This window comes from Streptomyces sp. CA-251387 (genome assembly GCF_050936625.1).
Taxonomy (GTDB): domain Bacteria; phylum Actinomycetota; class Actinomycetes; order Streptomycetales; family Streptomycetaceae; genus Streptomyces.
This window is the reverse complement of record NZ_JBNJMJ010000001.1, coordinates 5426742-5444211: the sequence shown is the minus strand read 5'-3', so window position 1 is coordinate 5444211 and position 17470 is coordinate 5426742. Positions and strand designations below refer to the sequence as shown.

General features: G+C 70.3%; 21 protein-coding genes. 10 read left to right on the top strand and 11 right to left on the bottom strand.

All coding sequences use genetic code 11. The features are described from left to right. Nucleotides 1–3: 3 nt before the first annotated feature. On the bottom strand, nt 4–444 hold the full coding sequence (locus tag ACQEV2_RS24380) for an ATP-binding protein (protein WP_433045296.1): 441 nt from the start codon (nt 442–444) through the stop codon (nt 4–6). A gap of 239 nt (nt 445–683) precedes the next feature. On the opposite strand from ACQEV2_RS24380, the gene ACQEV2_RS24375 reads away from it, so the two are divergent. Further along, nucleotides 684–1529 carry a helix-turn-helix domain-containing protein gene (locus ACQEV2_RS24375; RefSeq protein WP_433045293.1) on the top strand — a complete coding sequence of 282 codons (846 nt, stop codon included), beginning with the start codon at nt 684–686 and terminating at the stop codon, nt 1527–1529. A gap of 10 nt (nt 1530–1539) precedes the next feature. Continuing rightward, nucleotides 1540–1722 carry a DUF397 domain-containing protein gene (locus ACQEV2_RS24370; protein WP_433045290.1) on the top strand — a complete coding sequence of 61 codons (183 nt, stop codon included), beginning with the start codon at nt 1540–1542 and terminating at the stop codon, nt 1720–1722. A 10-nt stretch (nt 1723–1732) separates the two neighbouring features. Here the strand turns inward: ACQEV2_RS24370 and ACQEV2_RS24365 are convergent, their stop codons facing one another. The 6 genes from ACQEV2_RS24365 to ACQEV2_RS24340 form a co-directional block, all read right to left on the bottom strand. Then, on the bottom strand, nt 1733–3001 hold the full coding sequence (locus ACQEV2_RS24365) for an ArgE/DapE family deacylase (RefSeq protein ID WP_433045287.1): 1269 nt from the start codon (nt 2999–3001) through the stop codon (nt 1733–1735). Nucleotides 3002–3098: 97 nt separating this feature from the next. Then, the gene (locus tag ACQEV2_RS24360; RefSeq protein WP_433054732.1) at nt 3099–4529 is read right to left on the bottom strand and encodes an ATP-binding protein; all 1431 of its coding nucleotides are present in this window, start codon (nt 4527–4529) and stop codon (nt 3099–3101) included. Nucleotides 4530–4550: 21 nt separating this feature from the next. Beyond that, nucleotides 4551–5288: a response regulator transcription factor gene (locus ACQEV2_RS24355; protein WP_433045284.1), complete on the bottom strand. Its 738-nt coding sequence runs from the start codon at nt 5286–5288 to the stop codon at nt 4551–4553. Nucleotides 5289–5405: 117 nt separating this feature from the next. After that, nucleotides 5406–5996: an FMN reductase gene (locus ACQEV2_RS24350; RefSeq protein ID WP_433045281.1), complete on the bottom strand. Its 591-nt coding sequence runs from the start codon at nt 5994–5996 to the stop codon at nt 5406–5408. Continuing rightward, the gene (locus ACQEV2_RS24345; RefSeq protein ID WP_433045278.1) at nt 5993–7087 is read right to left on the bottom strand and encodes an LLM class flavin-dependent oxidoreductase; all 1095 of its coding nucleotides are present in this window, start codon (nt 7085–7087) and stop codon (nt 5993–5995) included. Before ACQEV2_RS24345 ends, ACQEV2_RS24350 begins: the two co-directional genes overlap by 4 nt. A 78-nt stretch (nt 7088–7165) precedes the next feature. Then, nucleotides 7166–7771, bottom strand: a complete 606-nt coding sequence (locus tag ACQEV2_RS24340; protein WP_433045275.1) for a TIGR03086 family metal-binding protein — start codon at nt 7769–7771, stop codon at nt 7166–7168. 62 nt (nt 7772–7833) lie between these two features. On the opposite strand from ACQEV2_RS24340, the gene ACQEV2_RS24335 reads away from it, so the two are divergent. Next, nucleotides 7834–8649, top strand: a complete 816-nt coding sequence (locus ACQEV2_RS24335) for an AraC family transcriptional regulator (RefSeq protein WP_433045272.1) — start codon at nt 7834–7836, stop codon at nt 8647–8649. A gap of 61 nt (nt 8650–8710) precedes the next feature. Here ACQEV2_RS24335 and ACQEV2_RS24330 read toward each other — a convergent pair whose 3' ends face one another. Further along, nucleotides 8711–9601 carry an NADP-dependent oxidoreductase gene (locus ACQEV2_RS24330; protein WP_433045269.1) on the bottom strand — a complete coding sequence of 297 codons (891 nt, stop codon included), beginning with the start codon at nt 9599–9601 and terminating at the stop codon, nt 8711–8713. Between the two features lie 123 nt (nt 9602–9724). On the opposite strand from ACQEV2_RS24330, the gene ACQEV2_RS24325 reads away from it, so the two are divergent. Next, nucleotides 9725–10132 carry a winged helix-turn-helix transcriptional regulator gene (locus ACQEV2_RS24325; RefSeq protein WP_433045266.1) on the top strand — a complete coding sequence of 136 codons (408 nt, stop codon included), beginning with the start codon at nt 9725–9727 and terminating at the stop codon, nt 10130–10132. 69 nt (nt 10133–10201) lie between these two features. Here ACQEV2_RS24325 and ACQEV2_RS24320 read toward each other — a convergent pair whose 3' ends face one another. Continuing rightward, nucleotides 10202–10681, bottom strand: coding sequence for a hypothetical protein (locus tag ACQEV2_RS24320; protein WP_433045263.1), 480 nt, complete (start codon nt 10679–10681; stop codon nt 10202–10204). 125 nt (nt 10682–10806) lie between these two features. On the opposite strand from ACQEV2_RS24320, the gene ACQEV2_RS24315 reads away from it, so the two are divergent. After that, nucleotides 10807–11142 (top strand): YnfA family protein, encoded by a 336-nt coding sequence (locus tag ACQEV2_RS24315; RefSeq protein ID WP_433045260.1) that lies wholly within the window; start codon nt 10807–10809, stop codon nt 11140–11142. A gap of 22 nt (nt 11143–11164) precedes the next feature. On the opposite strand, the gene ACQEV2_RS24310 is transcribed toward ACQEV2_RS24315, so the two are convergent. Next, nucleotides 11165–11593, bottom strand: coding sequence for an ester cyclase (locus ACQEV2_RS24310; protein ID WP_433045257.1), 429 nt, complete (start codon nt 11591–11593; stop codon nt 11165–11167). A gap of 124 nt (nt 11594–11717) precedes the next feature. Here ACQEV2_RS24310 and ACQEV2_RS24305 point away from each other — a divergent pair, with 124 nt between their 5' ends. From ACQEV2_RS24305 to ACQEV2_RS24295, 3 genes are read left to right on the top strand one after another with little or no spacing between them, the layout of a single operon-like run. Then, nucleotides 11718–12494, top strand: a complete 777-nt coding sequence (locus ACQEV2_RS24305; RefSeq protein WP_433045254.1) for an SDR family NAD(P)-dependent oxidoreductase — start codon at nt 11718–11720, stop codon at nt 12492–12494. Further along, nucleotides 12491–12661, top strand: coding sequence for a hypothetical protein (locus tag ACQEV2_RS24300; RefSeq protein WP_433045251.1), 171 nt, complete (start codon nt 12491–12493; stop codon nt 12659–12661). The genes ACQEV2_RS24305 and ACQEV2_RS24300 overlap by 4 nt, the downstream gene beginning before the upstream one ends. A gap of 11 nt (nt 12662–12672) precedes the next feature. Further along, on the top strand, nt 12673–13938 hold the full coding sequence (locus tag ACQEV2_RS24295; protein WP_433045248.1) for a GNAT family N-acetyltransferase: 1266 nt from the start codon (nt 12673–12675) through the stop codon (nt 13936–13938). A gap of 58 nt (nt 13939–13996) precedes the next feature. On the opposite strand, the gene ACQEV2_RS24290 is transcribed toward ACQEV2_RS24295, so the two are convergent. Beyond that, complete coding sequence (locus ACQEV2_RS24290; RefSeq protein WP_433045245.1) at nt 13997–15190, bottom strand: RtcB family protein; 1194 nt, start codon at nt 15188–15190, stop codon at nt 13997–13999. A gap of 215 nt (nt 15191–15405) precedes the next feature. Between ACQEV2_RS24290 and ACQEV2_RS24285 the strand changes: the two genes are divergently transcribed. Together ACQEV2_RS24285 and ACQEV2_RS24280 are read left to right on the top strand one after the other, a co-directional pair. Further along, nucleotides 15406–16308, top strand: a complete 903-nt coding sequence (locus tag ACQEV2_RS24285) for a DUF3558 domain-containing protein (protein ID WP_433045242.1) — start codon at nt 15406–15408, stop codon at nt 16306–16308. Between the two features lie 136 nt (nt 16309–16444). Further along, entirely contained in the window at nt 16445–17341 is an 897-nt protein-coding gene (locus tag ACQEV2_RS24280; protein ID WP_433045239.1) for a DUF3558 family protein, read from the top strand. Nucleotides 17342–17470: the final 129 nt, after the last annotated feature.

The following is a 17470-nucleotide window of genomic DNA, read 5'->3' as shown; positions in this document are numbered from 1 at the left end:
GGATCACGCGCGGTGAGTAAGGCGCATGGGTGTCGTCGGCGGGGGTGCGGGGGCCTTGAGGGCGAGGTCGAACCAGACGGCCTTTCCACGCGGTACGGCCGGGCCGTGGCCCCATTGGCCGTGGGTGAGGGCATCCACGAGATACAGCCCGCGCCCGCCCGTCTCCCACGCGTCGGGAATCAACTCCTTGGCCACCGGCGGACTTTCGTCCCGGTCGTACACGACAACCCGCACCCGCCCGTCCTCGACCCCCAGCCACAGCGCGGCACCGTCACCGCCCTTGGCGTGGACGCATGCGTTGGTGACGAGTTCCGAGGTGCAGAGGGTGGCGTCGTCGACGAGCTCGGCGTCGAGTCTGAGTTCACGGAGGACGGTGGCGACGAAGTCGCGGGCGATGCGGGGGGAGGTTTCGAGGGGCGGGCAGGTGAGGGTGTACGAGGGCATGGGGGATCAACTCCGGTGATGTGAGGGGTGCTTGGCGAGCCCGGCCGCGTTGCTGTCCGGCGCCCCGGGTGTCGACGGGCCGGGGTGGCGCTTCCAACGGGCTTAGGGCGTGCAGAAGTTGCGGATCCGTGTGCATGCAGGCACGCTCCGTGACTACGATGACGACGCTAGCGGTGATAATTACACCCGCGCAACCTCGTCGGACGAACTGCACTCAACTCCGTGATAGGGAGAACGCCATGCCACCGAGGATCACTCCCACCGCGCGGCAGCTGCGCATTGGCGTAGAACTGCGCAGATTGCGCGAGGCCGCAGGTGTCGTGTCCCGGGACGCAGCCGAGTTCCTCGGCACGAGCCAGGCGCAGATCAGCAACATCGAGGCTGGGAAGAACGGCATCAGCGAGGCGCGGCTGCGGAGACTCGCTCGCATCTACGGCTGCGACGACCCCCAACTCGTCGATGCGCTGGCGGAGATGGCGAACACGCAGGGGAAGGGCTGGTGGGAGGAGTACCGCGGCATCCTGCCTCCTGCAGCCCTCGACCTTGCCGAGCTGGAGCATCACGCGACGTTCGTGCGCACATTCCAGGTTGTGCACATCCCTGGCGTCCTGCAGACCGAGGAACACGTACGCGCGGCCTCGATCTTCGTGGAGCCCGACCTTCCAGAGGAAGACCGCGAGGCTCGCGTCACGTTCAGGATGCGGCGGCAGCATGTTCTCGCGTCTGGGACGCCGTACGACGTGATCATCCACGAAGCAGCGCTGCGTATGCGTGTCGGCGGCCCGAAGGTCACCCGTGCTCAACTTGAGCACATCCTCCAGGTGGCCGAGAGGGACAATGTCACGGTCCGCGTCATCCCGTTCACGGTCGACGGCTTCGCAGGCGCGGGGCACGCGATGCAGTACGTCGGCGGGTCCGTCCCTCAACTGGACACCGTGCAGCTCGACTCCACGCACGGAGCCGTTTTCATCGACGCCCCCACTCCACTGCTCCGCTACCGAGCCCGCTGGGAACGCGTTGACAGTGCCGCCACCACACAGGACGCTTCCCTCGACCTAATCCGCCGTATCGCCCAGGAACTGTGAAAGGCCGCTCATGTTCCCCACTCTCCACTGGCAGAAGTCGTCGTTCTCCGGCGGCGGGGCCGATGAGGACTGCCTGGAGATAGCCACCACGCCCACCGCCCTCCACCTCCGCGAAAGCGACGACCCCACCACCGTCCTCACCCCCACCCCCACCGCCCTCCACGCCCTGCTCACCACCCTGAAGGCAGATTGAGGGAAGCGTCCTACTTCGTCCCCACCGTCCGCAACACCGCAACCACCAACGTCCGGGCCACCTCCACGACCTCCGTCACGGACACGGACTCCCGCGCACTGTGCGCCACCCGAATATCCCCCGGCCCGAACTGCAACGTAGGAATCCCCGCCCCGGCATACAACCGCAAATCACTGCCGTACGGCGCCCCACACTCCCGCAACCCGCCCCCGCCCCCCACGGCATCGGCATAAGCCCCCCGCATCACCCCCGGCAACACATGCCCCTCCGGCAACCACCCACTCGCAAACTGCCCACCCGGCCAGCTCACGACCGCCGGATGCTCCCGCAACCAGGGATCCTCAGCGCACGCCTCGGCCACGCACCGCTCAAACGCACCCCGCGCCTCCGCCGGATCCTCCCCCAGCCGCACCCCCAACCGCCCCTCCGCAACCAGCAGATCAGGCACGCTGCTCGCCCAGTCACCGGCGCGCACGGTCCCCACCGACAGGGCATACGGAATCGGATGCTCGGCCATCAGCGGATGCACATCCCGATTCCGCTCGGCCTCCAACCGCCCCAGCGCCCGATGCAACGGCACATACGCATCGATCGCGCTCACACCCTGGTCCCGCGCACTCCCATGCGCCGCCTTGCCGGGCACAGCCAGCCGGAAGGTCAACGCCCCGGCGTTGGCGGTGACGAGCGCACCACCCGTCGGCTCGGTGATGACGCACGCATCACCCCCGTGCCCCCGCCGCAGCGTGCCGAAGGCACCGAGCCCGCCGTCCTCCTCCCCCACCACGAAGTGCACCCCCACCCGCCCGCGCAGCCGCACCCCGGCGGCCCGTATCGCGGCGAGCGCGGCGAGGTGGGCCACCAGCCCGGCCTTCATGTCGCAGGCACCGCGGCCGTGTACGACATCCCCGACCACCCTCGGCACGAACGGATCCCCGGCCCACGCGTCGAGATCCCCCGGCGGTACGACATCCACATGCCCCTGCAGGACGAACGTAGGCCCGTCTCCCCCGTCCTCCGTCACCCCGACCAGCCCCCACGCCTCGTCCCGCGCCGCCTCCGTCCCCGGGAACTCGGGATCCGCGCGCAGAGCCTCCAGATCCATGGACCACAGGTCGACGTCCAGTCCCAGCCGCTCCAGCCGCCCCGCCAGCAGATGCTGCAGCTCCGACTCGGCCGCGCTCCCGGTGACACTCGGCACCGCGATCAGCTCCAGCAGCGCCCGCCCGATCCCGGCCTCGTCGATCTCCGCCAGGACGGCGCTCTCCACATCACTGAGCACGATGACGCCCCTCCCCACCTCGCCCGGACAGACCCGGCCGCCGCGCACGGCACGCCGAAACCGATCGTCACCCATACCCAGGGAGAACCGACAGGGCCTAGACGGAACCGCCCACCGTGAACCCGTCCACCGTGAAGCCGCCCACCGTGAACCCGATCACCGTCCCACCCCCGTCCCGCCGGAAGGCGAACGGCGCTCCCCCGTGCGACAGCGCCACCTCCCGCACGATCGACAGGCCCAGCCCCGACCCGGGCAGCGACCGCGCGTCGGCGGCGCGGTAGAAGCGGTCGAAGACGCGGATCAGGTCGTCCTCGGCGATGCCCGGACCCCGGTCGAGGACCTCCACCCGGACCGTCCCGGGCCGCGCCGGCCCGGCGACGTTGATCTCGATCGGTGCCGTGCCGCCGCGGTCGAACTTCGCCGCGTTCTCGACGAGATTGGTCACCGCGCGCTGGAGCATCCCCGGCCGCCCGTCCGTCGTCGTGTCACCGCTCGCACGGACCTCGATCCGCCGTCCCGTACGCCTTCGGGCGAGCCCCGCGACGTCCTCGGCGATGTCGGCGAGGTCCACCCGCTGGGCCGGCTCGGTGTCCGACTGCCCGGCCGCCAGGTCGACCAACTCATTCACCAGGTCAGTGAGTTCGCGCGCCTCCTGGCCCAGGTCCGCCACCAGCTCGTCGCGCGTGGCCGGTGGCAGTTCATCGATACGGCGCAGCAACGAAATGTTCGTACGCAGTGAGGTCAGCGGGGTGCGAAGCTCATGCCCCGCGTCCTGCACCAGCCGCCGCTGGTCCTCCTCCGACTGCGCCAGCCGCCCCAGCATCCGGTCGAAGGCGCGGCCCAGGCGGCCGACCTCGTCGTATCCGGTGACCGGCACCTGGATGCCGAGCCGCCGGGTGCGGGCGACGTCCTCGGCGGCGGCGGTGAGGACGACCAGGCGGCGCGTGATGCGCCGGGCCAGCCACCAGCCGAAGAGCCCCGCGAGCGTGACCACGGCGGCCATCAGCAGCAGGGTCCGCTGCTGCAGCGCCCGCAGCAGGTCCTCGGTGTCGCTGAACTCCTGGGCCACCTGCACCGCACCCCGCCCGCCGCCGAGCGCGACGGTCGCGACGCGGTAGACGTCGCTGCCGACGCCGACGTCCTTGTACTGGACCATCCGCCCGGCCGTCGCGTCCCCCGCGATCCGCCGGTCGGCGGCCGTGACCGGCAGCCCCGGCCGCCCCGGGTCGACCACGGCACCGTCCGAGCCCAGCACCTGCACATCGGTCCGGGCGGGCCGTACGAGATCGTGGCCGGGCGCGGAGGACGAGAAGTCCTCCGGAGTCATCGGCCGCTCCCGCACCTCGCCGCGCAGATCCTGCACGACCTCGTCGAACACGGACTCCTGGTCCACCCGCACCAGCCGGGCGGCGGCGGTGTACGACAGCAGCCCGACCAGGACGGTGACGACGGCGGTCACGGCCGCGAAGGACACGGCGAAGGTGGTGCCGAGCCCGCTTCTGCGCCGCCCCGTCAGCAGCCGCCCCAGCCGACGGCGGACCCGGCGCACTCAGTCCTCCCGCAGCACATAACCCACCCCGCGCACCGTGTGGATCAGCTGCGGAGCGCCGGGCTCGTCGAGCTTGCGGCGCAGGTAACCGACGTAGACGGCGAGGTTCTTGGAGCCGGGGCCGAAGTCGTAGCCCCAGATGCGGTCGTAGATGGTGGAGTGGTCCAGGACGATGCCGGCGTTGCGGACGAGCAGCTCCAGCAGCTCGAACTCGGTCCGCGTCAGCTCCAGCTCCCGCGCGCCCCGCCACGCCCGCCGCGCCTGCGGGTCCATCCGCAGTCCCGCCGCCTCGATCAGCCGGCCGGACGCCGCGGGAGCAGCGGGAGTGTCGGGGGCCTGCTTCGGTACGTCGACGGGGGCGCCGTTCGTCTCCGTGGTGCGGCGCAGCAGGGCGCGCAGCCGGGCGAAGACCTCCTCGACGTCGAAGGGCTTCACCACATAGTCGTCGGCGCCCGCGTCCAGGCCGGCGATGCGGTCCTGGGTCTCCACGAGCGCCGTCAGCATCAGGATCGGGGTGCGGTCGCCCTCGGCGCGCAGCACCCGGCAGACCTGCAGCCCGTCGATGCCGGGCATCATCACATCGAGGACGAGCACGTCCGGAGGCGTCTTGTGGGCCTGCGCGAGCGCCTCCACACCGTCGGCGACCGCGGTGACCTGGTAACCCTCCAGGGTCAGCGCGCGCTCCAGCGCGTTGCGGATGGCGCGGTCGTCTTCGGCGAGGAGAACAGTCTGGGGCACGGATTCATACTGCCAAGCCATCACGTCGTACGACGTGATGAGCGGCTCACCCGGCGCCCTTCTTACTCCCCTCTCACCCGCCGGGGGACGACCGCGACCGAGCCCCGTACCGTCTTCTCACCCGGCGGGCCGCAGTGCCGCCAGCTGCTCCTCGAACGGCACCACCGCGAGGTCGTCCTTCACCGTCCGCCCCGCCGACAGCCCGGCCATCAGCCCCGCCAGTTCCCCCGCCGCCCGCTCGATCCGCCCGTCCAGCCCCTCGGCGCCCCAGTCCTCCGAGGCGGCGTAGACGCCGGTCGGGACGACGACGGCCCGCAGGTGGGAGAAGAGCGGACGCAGGGCGTGCTCCAGGACGAGGGAGTGCCGGGCGGTTCCGCCGGTCGCCGCGATCAGCACCGGCATGCCGGTCAGGGCGTCCTTGTCGATCACGTCGAAGAACGACTTGAACAGCCCGCTGTACGAGGCCGAGAAGACGGGCGTGACGACGATCAGGCCGTCCGCCGAGGTCACCGTCCCGATCGCGGCGGCCAGCTTCCGCCCCGGGAAGCCGTTGGTGAGGTTGTGCGCGATCTCCACCGCGAGGTCGCGCAGCTCGACGACCTCCACGTCCGCCTCGGTCTCCCGGACGGCCGCGGCCGCGAGCCGGTCACCCAGCAACCGCGTGGAGGACGGGACGCTCAGCCCCGCGGACACGACGACGAGCTTCATGCGACGGTCACCTCCTGGGCGGCCTTCGCAGCCTTGAGGGTGGCGTGGGTGGGCGCCTCCGGGACGTCGGCCGGGCGGCCGTTCGCGAACTCCTTCCGCAGCACCGGCACGACCTCCTCCCCGAGCAGGTCGAGCTGCTCCAGGACGGTCTTCAGCGGCAGCCCGGCGTGGTCCATCAGGAACAGCTGGCGCTGGTAGTCACCGGCGTACTCGCGGAAGGACAGCGTCTTCTCGATCACCTGCTGCGGTGAGCCCACGGTCAGCGGGGTCTGGTCCATGAAGTCCTCCAGCGACGGCCCGTGCCCGTACACCGGAGCGACGTCGAAGTAGGGCCGGAACTCGCGGATCGCGTCCTGGGAGTTCTTCCGCATGAAGACCTGACCGCCCAGCCCGACGATCGCCTGCTCGGGCGTGCCGTGCCCGTAGTGGGCGTACCGGGCCCGGTAGAGCTCGACCATCCGCTTGGTGTGGTCGGCCGGCCAGAAGATGTTGTTGTGGAAGAAGCCGTCGCCGTAGTAGGCCGCCTGCTCGGCGATCTCCGGCGAGCGGATCGAGCCGTGCCAGACGAACGGCGGTACGCCGTCCAGCGGGCGGGGCGTGGCGGTGAAGCCCTGCAGCGGCGTGCGGAACTTGCCCTCCCAGTTCACGACGTCCTCGCGCCACAGCCGGTGCAGCAGGGCGTAGTTCTCGATGGCGAGGTTGATGCCCTGCCGGATGTCCTGCCCGAACCACGGATAGACCGGCCCGGTGTTCCCGCGCCCCATCATCAGGTCCACGCGCCCGTCGGCCAGGTGCTGGAGCATCGCGAAGTCCTCGGCGATCTTCACCGGGTCGTTCGTGGTGATGAGCGTGGTGGAGGTGGAGAGGATCAGCCTCTCGGTCCGTGCCGCGATGTAGCCGAGCATCGTGGTCGGGGACGACGGCACGAACGGCGGGTTGTGGTGCTCACCGGTCGCGAAGACGTCGAGTCCGACCTCCTCGGCCTTCAGCGCGATGGCGACCATGGCCTTGATGCGCTCGCGCTCGGTCGGCGTCCGGCCGGTCGTCGGGTCCGGCGTGACGTCGCCGACGCTGAAGATCCCGAACTGCATGGTCGCTCACCCTCCAGGTTGTTGACTGTTCAACTATACCCGGAGAACAGAGGCCGGCCCACGACTATTCCGCCGCACTCAGCCCTTCCAGTGCGGGTCCCTCCCCGTCGCCGCCAGCAGCCGCTCGAAGTCCGACGAACCCTCCGCCACCGGCACCGGCTCCCCGAACACACCCATCTGCCGGGCCGTCGGCGCCAGCTCGTCGACCGCGCCCGCCAGCTGCTCCACGACAGCCCTCGCCGCCTCGCCCAGCCGGTACTCCCGCCCCGTGGCGCACGCCAGATCCCACACGTGCACGGTCAGATCTAGCAGCGCCATCGACCCGACGAGCCGCGCCGGCATGTTCATCGCGCCGGTCACACCGTCCTCGGCGCCGGGCGCCGACCAGGCCGCCACCAGCTTGTCGATCTCGTCCGCGAGCCGCTCGCGCCAGTCCGGCCCCGCACCGACCCGGTCGGGCGTCTCACCGAAGTCCGACGCCTCCTTCGCGGCCAGCTTCTGGAACTGCACGACCACCTGGAAGAGGTGATTGACCAAGGTCTTCACGTCGTACTCGGCACAGGGCGTGGGAGCGGCGAGCGCCGCGTCGGGAATGCCCCGCACCACCGGAACCGCCCGCTCCCGCGCCATGCCCAGCAGCTCGCCGATGCCGTACTCGTTCGCCTTCGCGCTCTTCGTGTCCATACCCCGACCGTAGGGACACGCGGGCCTGCCCTTCTTGAAGAAACGCGACATACGATCCGGTCATGGCCGCACCCCGCCACGACACCCGCGGGATCGTCGACCCGTCCGGACTGCTCAGCCGCGTCCGCTTCCGCCGCCACGAGCCCGCCGAGCCGCTGCGCCGGTACATCGAGTGGTACTGGCTCATCGACTGGGACCTGCCCGAGCCCTACGCCTCCCACATCGTCCCGCATCCCGCCGTCAACCTCACCTTCCAGTGGGACGAGGACGAAGGCGCGCCCTACAGCGAGGTCACCGGGGTCGCCCTCGGCCTGTACACCAGGAAGCTGACCGGGCGGGGCAGGGTCTGCGGGGTCAAGTTCCGGCCCGGCGGCTTCCGGCCGTACGCCCCCGACGCGCCGGTGTCCCGCTGGACGGGCGTGGCACTGCCCGCCGAGGACGTCTTCCCGCAGGCCACGGCCGACACCGCCCGCGCGATCGTCACCCGGGCCGACGACCACGCCAAGGTGGCCGCCCTCGACACCTTCCTCCTCTCCCTCCCCTGCGCCCCGGACCCCCAGGCCGACCTCGCCACCGCCCTCGTCCAGCGCATCCGCACCGACCGCACCGTGCGCCGCGTCGGCGACTTCGCCCGCGCACAGGGCCTGTCGGTGCGGGCCCTGCAACGGCTCTTCTCGGCTTACGTCGGCGTCAGCCCCAAGTGGTGCATCCTCCGCTACCGCATCCACGAGGCCCTGGAACTCGCCGGCACCAAGCAGGACGTCGACTGGGCGATCCTCGCCACCGACCTCGGCTACGCCGACCAGGCCCACCTGGTACGGGACTTCACAGCGACGGTGGGGGTGCCGCCTACGGCGTACGCACAGGGGGCGCAGTGAGCCGACGCGACATGCCCAGCGTCGAGACCACCGTCAACCGCACCGAAGCGGGCGCTCCGACTCACGGCACCAGCACCAGCCGCCCGCGAACCCCACCCTCCTCAAGCCACGCATGCGCCTTGGCCGCGTCCTCCAGCGCGAACGTCTCAGCCACCCGAGTGGTCAGCACCCCGCCATCGACCAGCCGCACCAACTCGGCCAACTGCCCCCCATCGGCGCTCACCTCGACCGCACCGGTCCGCACCCCCCGCACAGCCCCAGGCTGCGCCTGCGGAATGACCCCCACGTACACGCCCCCGTCCCGCACCCAACTCAACGCGGTCTCCCCCAGCACCGCCGCGTCCAGCACCGCATCCGCGCTTTCCGCCCCCACCGCCCCGCTCACGAACTCCGCCGCCCCCAGCGACCGTACGAACTCCTCGTCCCCCTCCCGCGCCAGCCCGGTCACGGATATCCCCCGATGCGCGGCCAGTTGGACGGCGTACCCACCGACGGCCCCCGCCGCCCCCGTCACCAACAGCGACTGCCCCGGCGCCAACTCCAGCAGATCCAGGGCCTGTACGGCGGTCAGCGCGTTCAGCGGCAGCGTCGCCGCATGGACGGCGTCCACGGTGGCCGGCGCCTTGGCCGCGGCATCGGTGTCCACGACGACGTAGTCGGCATGGGTACCCAGCGGCTTGACCATGCCGTAGTCGAGCGCCACGACCTCGTCGCCGACGCTCCACGAACTGGCCACACCCACCGCGTCCACGGTCCCGGCCACGTCCCACCCGAGCCCGATCCGCTTCCCCGCACCCCCGAAGACCCCGGCCCGCACCCCCGCGTCCACGGGATTCAGCGCGGCCGCCGAGACCCTGATCCGCACCTGACGCGCACCGGGCTCCGGTACCTCGGTCTCCACGACCTCCACGGCCTCGGGCCCGCCGAACGAGTTCACCACAACAGCACGCACAGCGCTCTCCTTGGTTGTCGGCATTCGGGATGTTCTCCCGTTGACTGGCAACAACCCTAGGAAGAGTTACTATCCCTCAGTAAGTAGTTACCTGAGAGTGCGTACGTACCCCGGAGGTGAGCCATGGCGACCATGACGGCGGCCCAGCGGCGCGAACAGGCCCGCGTCGAGTACGACGCGTTCCTCAGGAGCTGCCCCACCAACCAGCTCCTGGACCGCATCAGCGACAAGTGGGTCAGCCTCGTCGTCTCCGCCCTCGCCCCCGGCCCCCTGCGCTACAGCGACCTCGGCCGCAAGATCGCCGGCGTCAGCCCCAAGATGCTGACCCAGACCCTGCGCTCCCTGGAACGCGACGGCCTCCTCACCCGCACCGTCACCCCCTCCGTCCCGGTCCGCGTCGACTACGAACTCACCCCGCTCGGCCACAGCCTGGCCCTGCTGCTGACGGCGGTGAAGGACTGGGCGGAGACGCACTTCGACCAGGTCCGGGATGCGCGTGACCGGTACGACACCGAGAACCCCGACGACTGACCGCGAGCAGACGGCAGGCCGCCGGCGGCGAAGCGGACAACGGCCGTCAGGGGTAAGCGGACAACGGCCTCAGAAGTAGTACGTGTCCCCCGTGTCCAGCACCAGCACCCGCTGCCGTTCCTCGCTCCGCTCACCGTCCACCGCCGTGCCGCTCCGCACGGTGTCGAACTCCAGCAGCACCTCCGACGGCGCACCCCGCAGCCGTACCCCCAGCTCGATCCGCTCCCCCACCCCGTCCGCGTTCAGCACCCCCACCCGGCACAACACCGCCCGCTCCCCCTCACGCGCACACCCCTCCGGCAGCACCTGACGCTCCGCCAGCGGCTCCGACCAGCGCAGCCGTACCGTCGCCGCCGAGTCCGGCAGGGCGCTCGGCCCGGAGTGGTGCGGCGTGAACCGTACGTCGACCCGGCCGGCCGACAAGGCGGCGGAACCGTGATAGGCGAGGTCGGCCTCCGGACCGCCCACGGCCCAGGCGCCCACAGCCGCTCCCCCCACCGCAACCACCGCCGCACCGCAGCCCGCGAGCACCCTTGGAACCCTCCGCATACCGCCCGCTCCTCACTGCACCGTGGCCGTCGTGGTCGTACGGATGTATCCCACGCGCAGCGAGCCGCAGGCGCCGTCCAACAGGTGACGCAAGGCCCCGCCGACCGGCATGCCAAGCTGCCCCCATGCTCATCCTCCGCTCCGCCGCCCTGTTCGTCGTCGCCGCGCTCTTCGAGATCGGCGGCGCCTGGCTGGTCTGGCAGGGCGTGCGGGAACACCGCGGCTGGCTGTGGATCGGCGCGGGCATCATGGCCCTCGGCGCCTACGGCTTCGTCGCCACGCTCCAGCCCGACGCCGACTTCGGCCGCGTCCTCGCCGCGTACGGCGGCGTCTTCGTCGCCGGCTCCCTCGCCTGGGGCATGCTCGCGGACGGCTACCGCCCCGACCGCTGGGACGTGACGGGCGCACTGATCTGCCTCGCGGGCATGGCCGTGATCATGTACGCGCCGCGGGGCGACTGAGACCACCCACGGACCCTACGGCTCAGGCCGGCGGAAGCAGCCCCAGCTGGTCCAGGAAGTCCATTTCATCGAAGTAGATCCGGTACTCCACGATCTTGCCGTCCTTGACGGTGGCGAGGTCCACCCCGCGGATCTTGATCTCCTTCTGGGTCGGGGGAAGGGTCTCCCCGGTGGGCAGCTGAACGGGCCCGGTGTTGTGTCCGCTGAAGAACCCCTCGTCGATGGCCGTGTCCCCGACCTCGTACGCATGCAGCGTCTCGTACGTCCCGTCCGGAATCGCGTCCGTCATCTGACGCCAGTACGCCACGATGTTGTCGCGCCCGCGGATCTCACCGCCGTCAGGGGTGACGGCCACCGCGTCCTCCGCATACAGCTCGCCGAGGGCCTTCAGATCCGGGTGTGTGGTCACCGCGTCCGTGAGCCGGTCCATGACCTCACGTGCCTGTCCCATGATCCACCTCCGCTCCAGGGGATCACCCATCTCATTGTCGCACCGCAGCGCCCGCCTATCCTGGCCGGACAGTCTTCCGACTCGACCACGCTCGACTCGACCCGACCACGCACGAGGAGCAGCCATGCCCACCGCCGCCCCGTCCGCCGCCTCCCGCATCGCCGTCGTCACCGGTGCGAGCAGCGGAATCGGCGCCGCCACGGCACGGCAGCTCGCCGCGGCCGGATACCGCGTCGTCCTGACCGCCCGCCGCAAAGACCGCATCGAGGCGCTGGCGGAAGAGATCAACGCGACCGGCGGTTCCGCGACGGCGTACCAGCTGGACGTCACCGACCGCGCCGCGGTCGACGAGTTCGCCACGGCCTTCAAGACCATCGGCGTCCTCGTCAACAACGCGGGCGGCGCACTCGGCGCCGACCCCGTCGCCACCGGTGACCCGGACGACTGGCGCACGATGTACGAGACGAACGTCATCGGCACCCTGAACCTGACCCAGGCCCTGCTCCCCAAGCTGGAGGCGAGCGGCGACGGCACGGTCGTGGTCGTGTCCTCGACCGCGGGCCACGCCACCTACGAGGGCGGCGCGGGCTACGTCGCCGCCAAGCACGGCGCCCACGTCCTCGCCGAGACCCTCCGCCTGGAGATCGTCGGCCTCCCGGTCCGCGTCATCGAGATCGCGCCCGGCATGGTCAAGACGGACGAGTTCGCCCTCACCCGCTTCGCCGGCGACAAGCAGAAGGCGGAGAAGGTCTACCAGGGCGTCGCCGAGCCCCTCACGGCCGACGACGTGGCCGACACGATCACCTGGGCGGTCACCCGCCCCAGCCACGTCAACATCGACCTCCTGGTCGTCCGCCCCCGCGCCCAGGCGTCCAACACGAAGGTGCACAGGGAACTGTGACGGCGGGCAAGGGCGGAGACGGCAGCAAGGCCAAGGGCGAAGGCAAAGGCAAAGGTCAGGGCCCGCACGACGAACGCCAGATGTGGTGGTGGCTCGGCTACTTCCTCTTCGGCATCCACATCGTGGCGTTCGTGATGATCTACGCGGTGACGCACGCACCGAAGTAGGGTCACGCAGCGTGGACAGACACATACGTTTCGACGCCCTGCACAACTTCCGCGACCTGGGCGGCTACCGCGCCGGGGACGGCCGCCGCATCCGTCCCGGCCGCCTCTACCGCGCGGACTCCCTGGGCAAGCTGGCGCAAGCCACCCCGGACTGGTCCCGTTTCCGCTCCCTGGGCATCCGCACGGTGATCGACCTGCGCTACCCGTGGGAGATCGAGGAGCGGGGCCGTATCCCGGACGACGCCTCCTTCACGTACCACAACCTGAGCATCGAGCACCGCCCGTACAACCAGGCGGCGTTGGGCCCCGAGGTGGACGTCGGCCCCTACCTGGCCGAGCGCTACATGGAGGTGGCGCAGGACGGCACGAAGGAGATCCGCAGGGCACTGGAACTGGTCGCGGAATCCGCCGAGTCGGACGAACCCCTGGTCTTCCACTGCGCCTCCGGCAAGGACCGCACGGGCCTGCTGGCGGCGCTGGTCCTGGGCCTGCTCGGCGTTGACGAGAGCACGGTCATCGAGGACTTCACCCTCACAGAGCTGGCGGCCCCGGCCCTGCTCGCCGACTGGCGGGCGAAGCACGACGGCCGCGAACCGACATGGCCGGGCTACGGCCGAGCCCCGGAGGCGGTGATGCGCCTGTTCCTGTCGTCCCTCACCACCCACCACGGCTCGATCGAGGACTACGTCACCCAGACCCTGGGCCTCGACGCACCCTCCCTCGCCCGAACCCTCCGCACCCACCTCCTGGAACCATCCCCGACCACCTGGCCACCCCTGACCCACCGCAAGGCCGCCCCCGCGGACGCCGCCCTCCTGGTCCACCTCCGCGACTCGGCCGCCCTGTGGCAACTCGCCCGCGGAATCGACCAATGGCGCCCCGGCGAGAAGGACGAGGCCCACTTCCGCCACCGCATGGAGGAGGGCGAGGTCTGGCTGGCCCACGCGAACGGCCATGTCGCCGGCGCCTGGGAACTCTGGTGGACCGACCCCGCGGCCTGGGGCCCCCGCCCACCCGACGCGGGCTACATCCACCGCCTCATGACCACCCCTCACACGGCCCCACCCGGCACGGGCCGCGCGATGCTGGCCCAGGCGGAGACACGCATCGCAGCCGAGGGCCGCCCCTACGCCCGCCTCGACTGCCTCGCCTCCAACCCACGCCTGCGCGCGTACTACGAGGCGGCGGGCTACACGGTCGTCGGCGAACAGCGGGCGAAGGACGGCGGGTTGGGCAGCCCGTACGCGGTGACGTTGCTGGAGAAGCGGCTCGGGTGACCCACAAGCGGTCGCTGAGATGAGTGAGGCCCCCGGTTCTGGCCGGGGGCCTCTCGCATCAGCCCTTCACACAGACGACCTGCTTCAGCTTCGCCACGACCTCCACCAGGTCCCGCTGCTGGTCGATGACCTGCTCGATCGGCTTGTACGCCCCCGGAATCTCATCCACGACACCGGAGTCCTTACGGCACTCCACGCCCCGCGTCTGCTCCTCCAGGTCCTTCGTCGAGAACCGCCGCTTCGCCGCGTTCCGGCTCATGCGCCGACCCGCCCCGTGCGAGGCCGAGTTGAAGGACATCGGGTTCCCGAGACCCTTCACGATGTACGAACCCGTGCCCATCGAGCCCGGAATGATCCCGTACTCGCCGGAGCCCGCCCGGATCGCGCCCTTACGGGTCACGAGCAGGTCCATGCCGTCGTAGCGCTCCTCGGCCACGTAGTTGTGATGCGCGCTGATCTCGGGCTCGAAGGTCGGCTTCGCCTTCTTGAACTCCTTACGGATGACGTCCTTCAGGAGCGCCATCATGATCGTGCGGTTGTACCTGGCGTACTCCTGCGCCCAGAACAGGTCGTTCCGGTACGCCGCCATCTGCGGGGTGTCCGCCACGAAGACGGCGAGGTCACGGTCGACCAGGCCCTGGTTGTGCGGGAGCTTCTGGGCTACGCCGATGTGATGCTCGGCCAGTTCCTTGCCGATGTTCCGGGAACCGGAGTGCAGCATCAGCCACACAGCACCGGCCGTATCCGTGCACACTTCGACAAAATGGTTGCCCCCGCCGAGCGTTCCCATCTGCTTTCCGGCACGTTCCTGACGGAACTTGACCGCGTCCGCGATCCCGTCGAACCGCCCCCAGAAGTCGTCCCACCCCGCGGTGGCAAACCCATGCATCCGCCCCGGGTCGACGGGATCGTCATGCATCCCCCGCCCCACCGGAATGGCCTGCTCGATCTTCGACCGCAGCCGCGACAGATCCCCCGGCAGATCATTGGCCGTCAGCGACGTCTTCACCGCCGACATCCCACACCCGATGTCCACCCCCACCGCCGCAGGACACACAGCCCCCCGCATCGCGATGACGGACCCGACCGTCGCGCCCTTCCCGTAATGCACGTCCGGCATCACGGCGAGGCCCTTGATCCACGGCAGGGTCGCGACGTTGCGCAGCTGCTGCAGGGCCACGTCCTCGACCGTCGCCGGGTCGGTCCACATACGGATCGGCACCTTGGCGCCCGGCATCTCCACGTACGACATATCGCCCTCTATCCCCCGGAAACAAAACACAAGTCTGAAATCGCAAAACCGGCGCCAGGTCGGCTAAATGGGACAACGGACCGGCGTCCACGGCAGTGCGTGCGATACACATTGTCTCCAGGGAGCGCCCCCGCGCAGCAAGCGAATAACCAGCGGGGACACTGGGAGACCGGCAACGCACCGGCCACACGACCACCGTCGAGAGGAGCCTGACCGTGCAGCGGAAGGCGTACGTATCCGGCGTCGCCGCGCTCCTCGCGGCGCTGCTGGCCGGCTGCACCGGAAGTTCCGACGACGGCGGTACGACCGACGACTCCAACCCCGGCGGCTCCAGTACGGCGACCGCGGCGGCCGAGCCCGGCCGGTACCGCACGCTGCCCGAACCGTGCGGCGTGGTCGGCGAGGACACGCTCGACGCGCTGCTGCCCGGCATCAACGAGCTCACGGACGAGGAGCAGCGCCAGAAGGCGTACGAGGGCACGCCGACGCTGACGTTCGACACGGATCGCAAGGTCGGCTGCCGCTGGAAGGTGGAGTCGACGGAGGCGACGGATCATCTCTTCGTCGACTTCGAGCGTGTGGTGTCGTACGACAAGACGGTCAGCGACGACAGCGAGGCGGAGCAGCTCTTCGCGACGCAGCGGGAGGCGGCCGACCTTCCCGCGCCGACGAGTTCCGGTGCCGTCGACGGCGGCGCGAGTGCCGCGGCTGCCGAGAGCACCGAAGGGGGCTCGTCCGCCGGTCCGAGCGGCTCGCCCTCCCCGTCGACTTCGACGTCTACGTCCGCTTCGTCCAGCTCGTCCTCTTCCTCCTCCGCCTCCTCCACCTCCCCCGATGCCTCCGCCTCCAGCTCGACCGACGGCGTGCCCCCGGCCGAGCTTCAGCCGCGTGTCCTTGACGATCTCGGGGACGAGGCGTTCCTCGACGACGAGCTCAGCAGTTCCGGTTCGACGGCTCAGCAGCGCACGGTGACTGTGGCGTTCCGCACGTCCAACGTGATCGTGAGGATCGTGTACGAGGAGCAGCCGGCGACCGTCGGTGCGGTCCCGGACAGTGAGGAAATGCAGGACAGGGCCCGGAATCTGGCCGCGCAACTGGCGGACGCGCTGGCGGAGTAGCGCCCCTCGCTCACCCTCGTACGCCTGTGTGCGACGTAACCGAAACGAGACCACACAGCTTCTTCACCGCGTACCGTGGCCCCTCGGACCCGATCCGACGCAGGAACCACGAGTGTCAGTCATGAGTGAAGGAACCATGCAGCGAGCAGCAGAGCGAGAGCAGCGTGACCGGCGTGAGCAGCGTGAGCAGCGGGTGAAGGGGCTTCACCGCGTCCTTGTCTGCGCGGGCGTCGTCCCCGTGATGCTGATAGCCGCGGGCTGTTCCTCGGACTCCGGTTCGGACGACGCCGCCACCGACAGCAGCGCGAAGGCCTCGGCGTCGGCGTCCGCGAGTCCGTCGCCGACGGTGCAGGCGGCCGCGTACGCGTCGCTACCGGAGCCGTGCAAGGTGCTGGCGAAGAAGACGCTGGAGGACCTGGTCCCGAAGGCCAAGTCGGGCAAGAAGGGCTCGTCGGACGACGTCTCGACGCGGGGCTCCTGCTCCTGGAGCAGCCTCGACAACAACGGCGTGAAGGGCTCGCAGTTCCGCTGGCTCAACGTCTCCCTGCTGCGTTTCGACTCGGACGTCACGCGCGGGTCGGCCGACAAGCTGGCGCGGGACTACTACGAGACGCAGGTCCAGGACGCCCGGTCGGTGAGCGGCGCTAAGAACGTGAAGTCGGAGCCGGTCGCCGGGGTGGGCGACGAGGCGACGGCGGTGCGCTACGACCTGAAGAAGAAGGAGGGCGCCTTCAAGCAGCAGACGGTGGTGGCCCGGGTGGAGAACGTCGTCGTGACGCTCGACTACAACGGCGCCGGTCTGGCCGGTGACAAGACCCCGAGCGCGGACACCCTGAACAAGCTGGCGCAGAAGGCGGTCAAGGAAGCGGTGGCCGCGGTGGCGAAGGCCAACGGCAGCGGCGGCGCCAGCGCGGGCACGCCGAACAGCACCCCTTCGAAGTCGGCTTCGAAGTCTCCCTCGAAGTCCCCGTCCAGCAGCCCCTCGAAAACGGCGTCCAGGTCCCCGTCCACCTCAGCGTCGAAGAAGAGCTGACCGTCACACCTGCCCCACCGCTGCGTCACAACGCGCAGCTCAGCCCCGTCTGTCGCACGAGCCCGGCCCCCACCAGGGGCCGGGCTCGTGCCGTACGTGAATCCGTAGGCCGCACAGATGTGCCACCCT

Bases quoted from the DNA above. Each gene is read 5' to 3' on its own strand.
- ACQEV2_RS24380 (WP_433045296.1), bottom strand. From the start codon at position 444: ATGCCCTCGTACACCCTCACCTGCCCGCCCCTCGAAACCTCCCCCCGC.
- ACQEV2_RS24375 (WP_433045293.1), top strand. From the start codon at position 684: ATGCCACCGAGGATCACTCCCACCGCGCGGCAGCTGCGCATTGGCGTA.
- ACQEV2_RS24370 (WP_433045290.1), top strand. From the start codon at position 1,540: ATGTTCCCCACTCTCCACTGGCAGAAGTCGTCGTTCTCCGGCGGCGGG.
- ACQEV2_RS24350 (WP_433045281.1), bottom strand. From the start codon at position 5,996: ATGAAGCTCGTCGTCGTGTCCGCGGGGCTGAGCGTCCCGTCCTCCACG.
- ACQEV2_RS24345 (WP_433045278.1), bottom strand. From the start codon at position 7,087: ATGCAGTTCGGGATCTTCAGCGTCGGCGACGTCACGCCGGACCCGACG.
- ACQEV2_RS24340 (WP_433045275.1), bottom strand. From the start codon at position 7,771: ATGGACACGAAGAGCGCGAAGGCGAACGAGTACGGCATCGGCGAGCTG.
- ACQEV2_RS24335 (WP_433045272.1), top strand. From the start codon at position 7,834: ATGGCCGCACCCCGCCACGACACCCGCGGGATCGTCGACCCGTCCGGA.
- ACQEV2_RS24325 (WP_433045266.1), top strand. From the start codon at position 9,725: ATGGCGACCATGACGGCGGCCCAGCGGCGCGAACAGGCCCGCGTCGAG.
- ACQEV2_RS24320 (WP_433045263.1), bottom strand. From the start codon at position 10,681: ATGCGGAGGGTTCCAAGGGTGCTCGCGGGCTGCGGTGCGGCGGTGGTT.
- ACQEV2_RS24315 (WP_433045260.1), top strand. From the start codon at position 10,807: ATGCTCATCCTCCGCTCCGCCGCCCTGTTCGTCGTCGCCGCGCTCTTC.
- ACQEV2_RS24310 (WP_433045257.1), bottom strand. From the start codon at position 11,593: ATGGGACAGGCACGTGAGGTCATGGACCGGCTCACGGACGCGGTGACC.
- ACQEV2_RS24305 (WP_433045254.1), top strand. From the start codon at position 11,718: ATGCCCACCGCCGCCCCGTCCGCCGCCTCCCGCATCGCCGTCGTCACC.
- ACQEV2_RS24290 (WP_433045245.1), bottom strand. From the start codon at position 15,190: ATGTCGTACGTGGAGATGCCGGGCGCCAAGGTGCCGATCCGTATGTGG.
- ACQEV2_RS24280 (WP_433045239.1), top strand. From the start codon at position 16,445: ATGCAGCGAGCAGCAGAGCGAGAGCAGCGTGACCGGCGTGAGCAGCGT.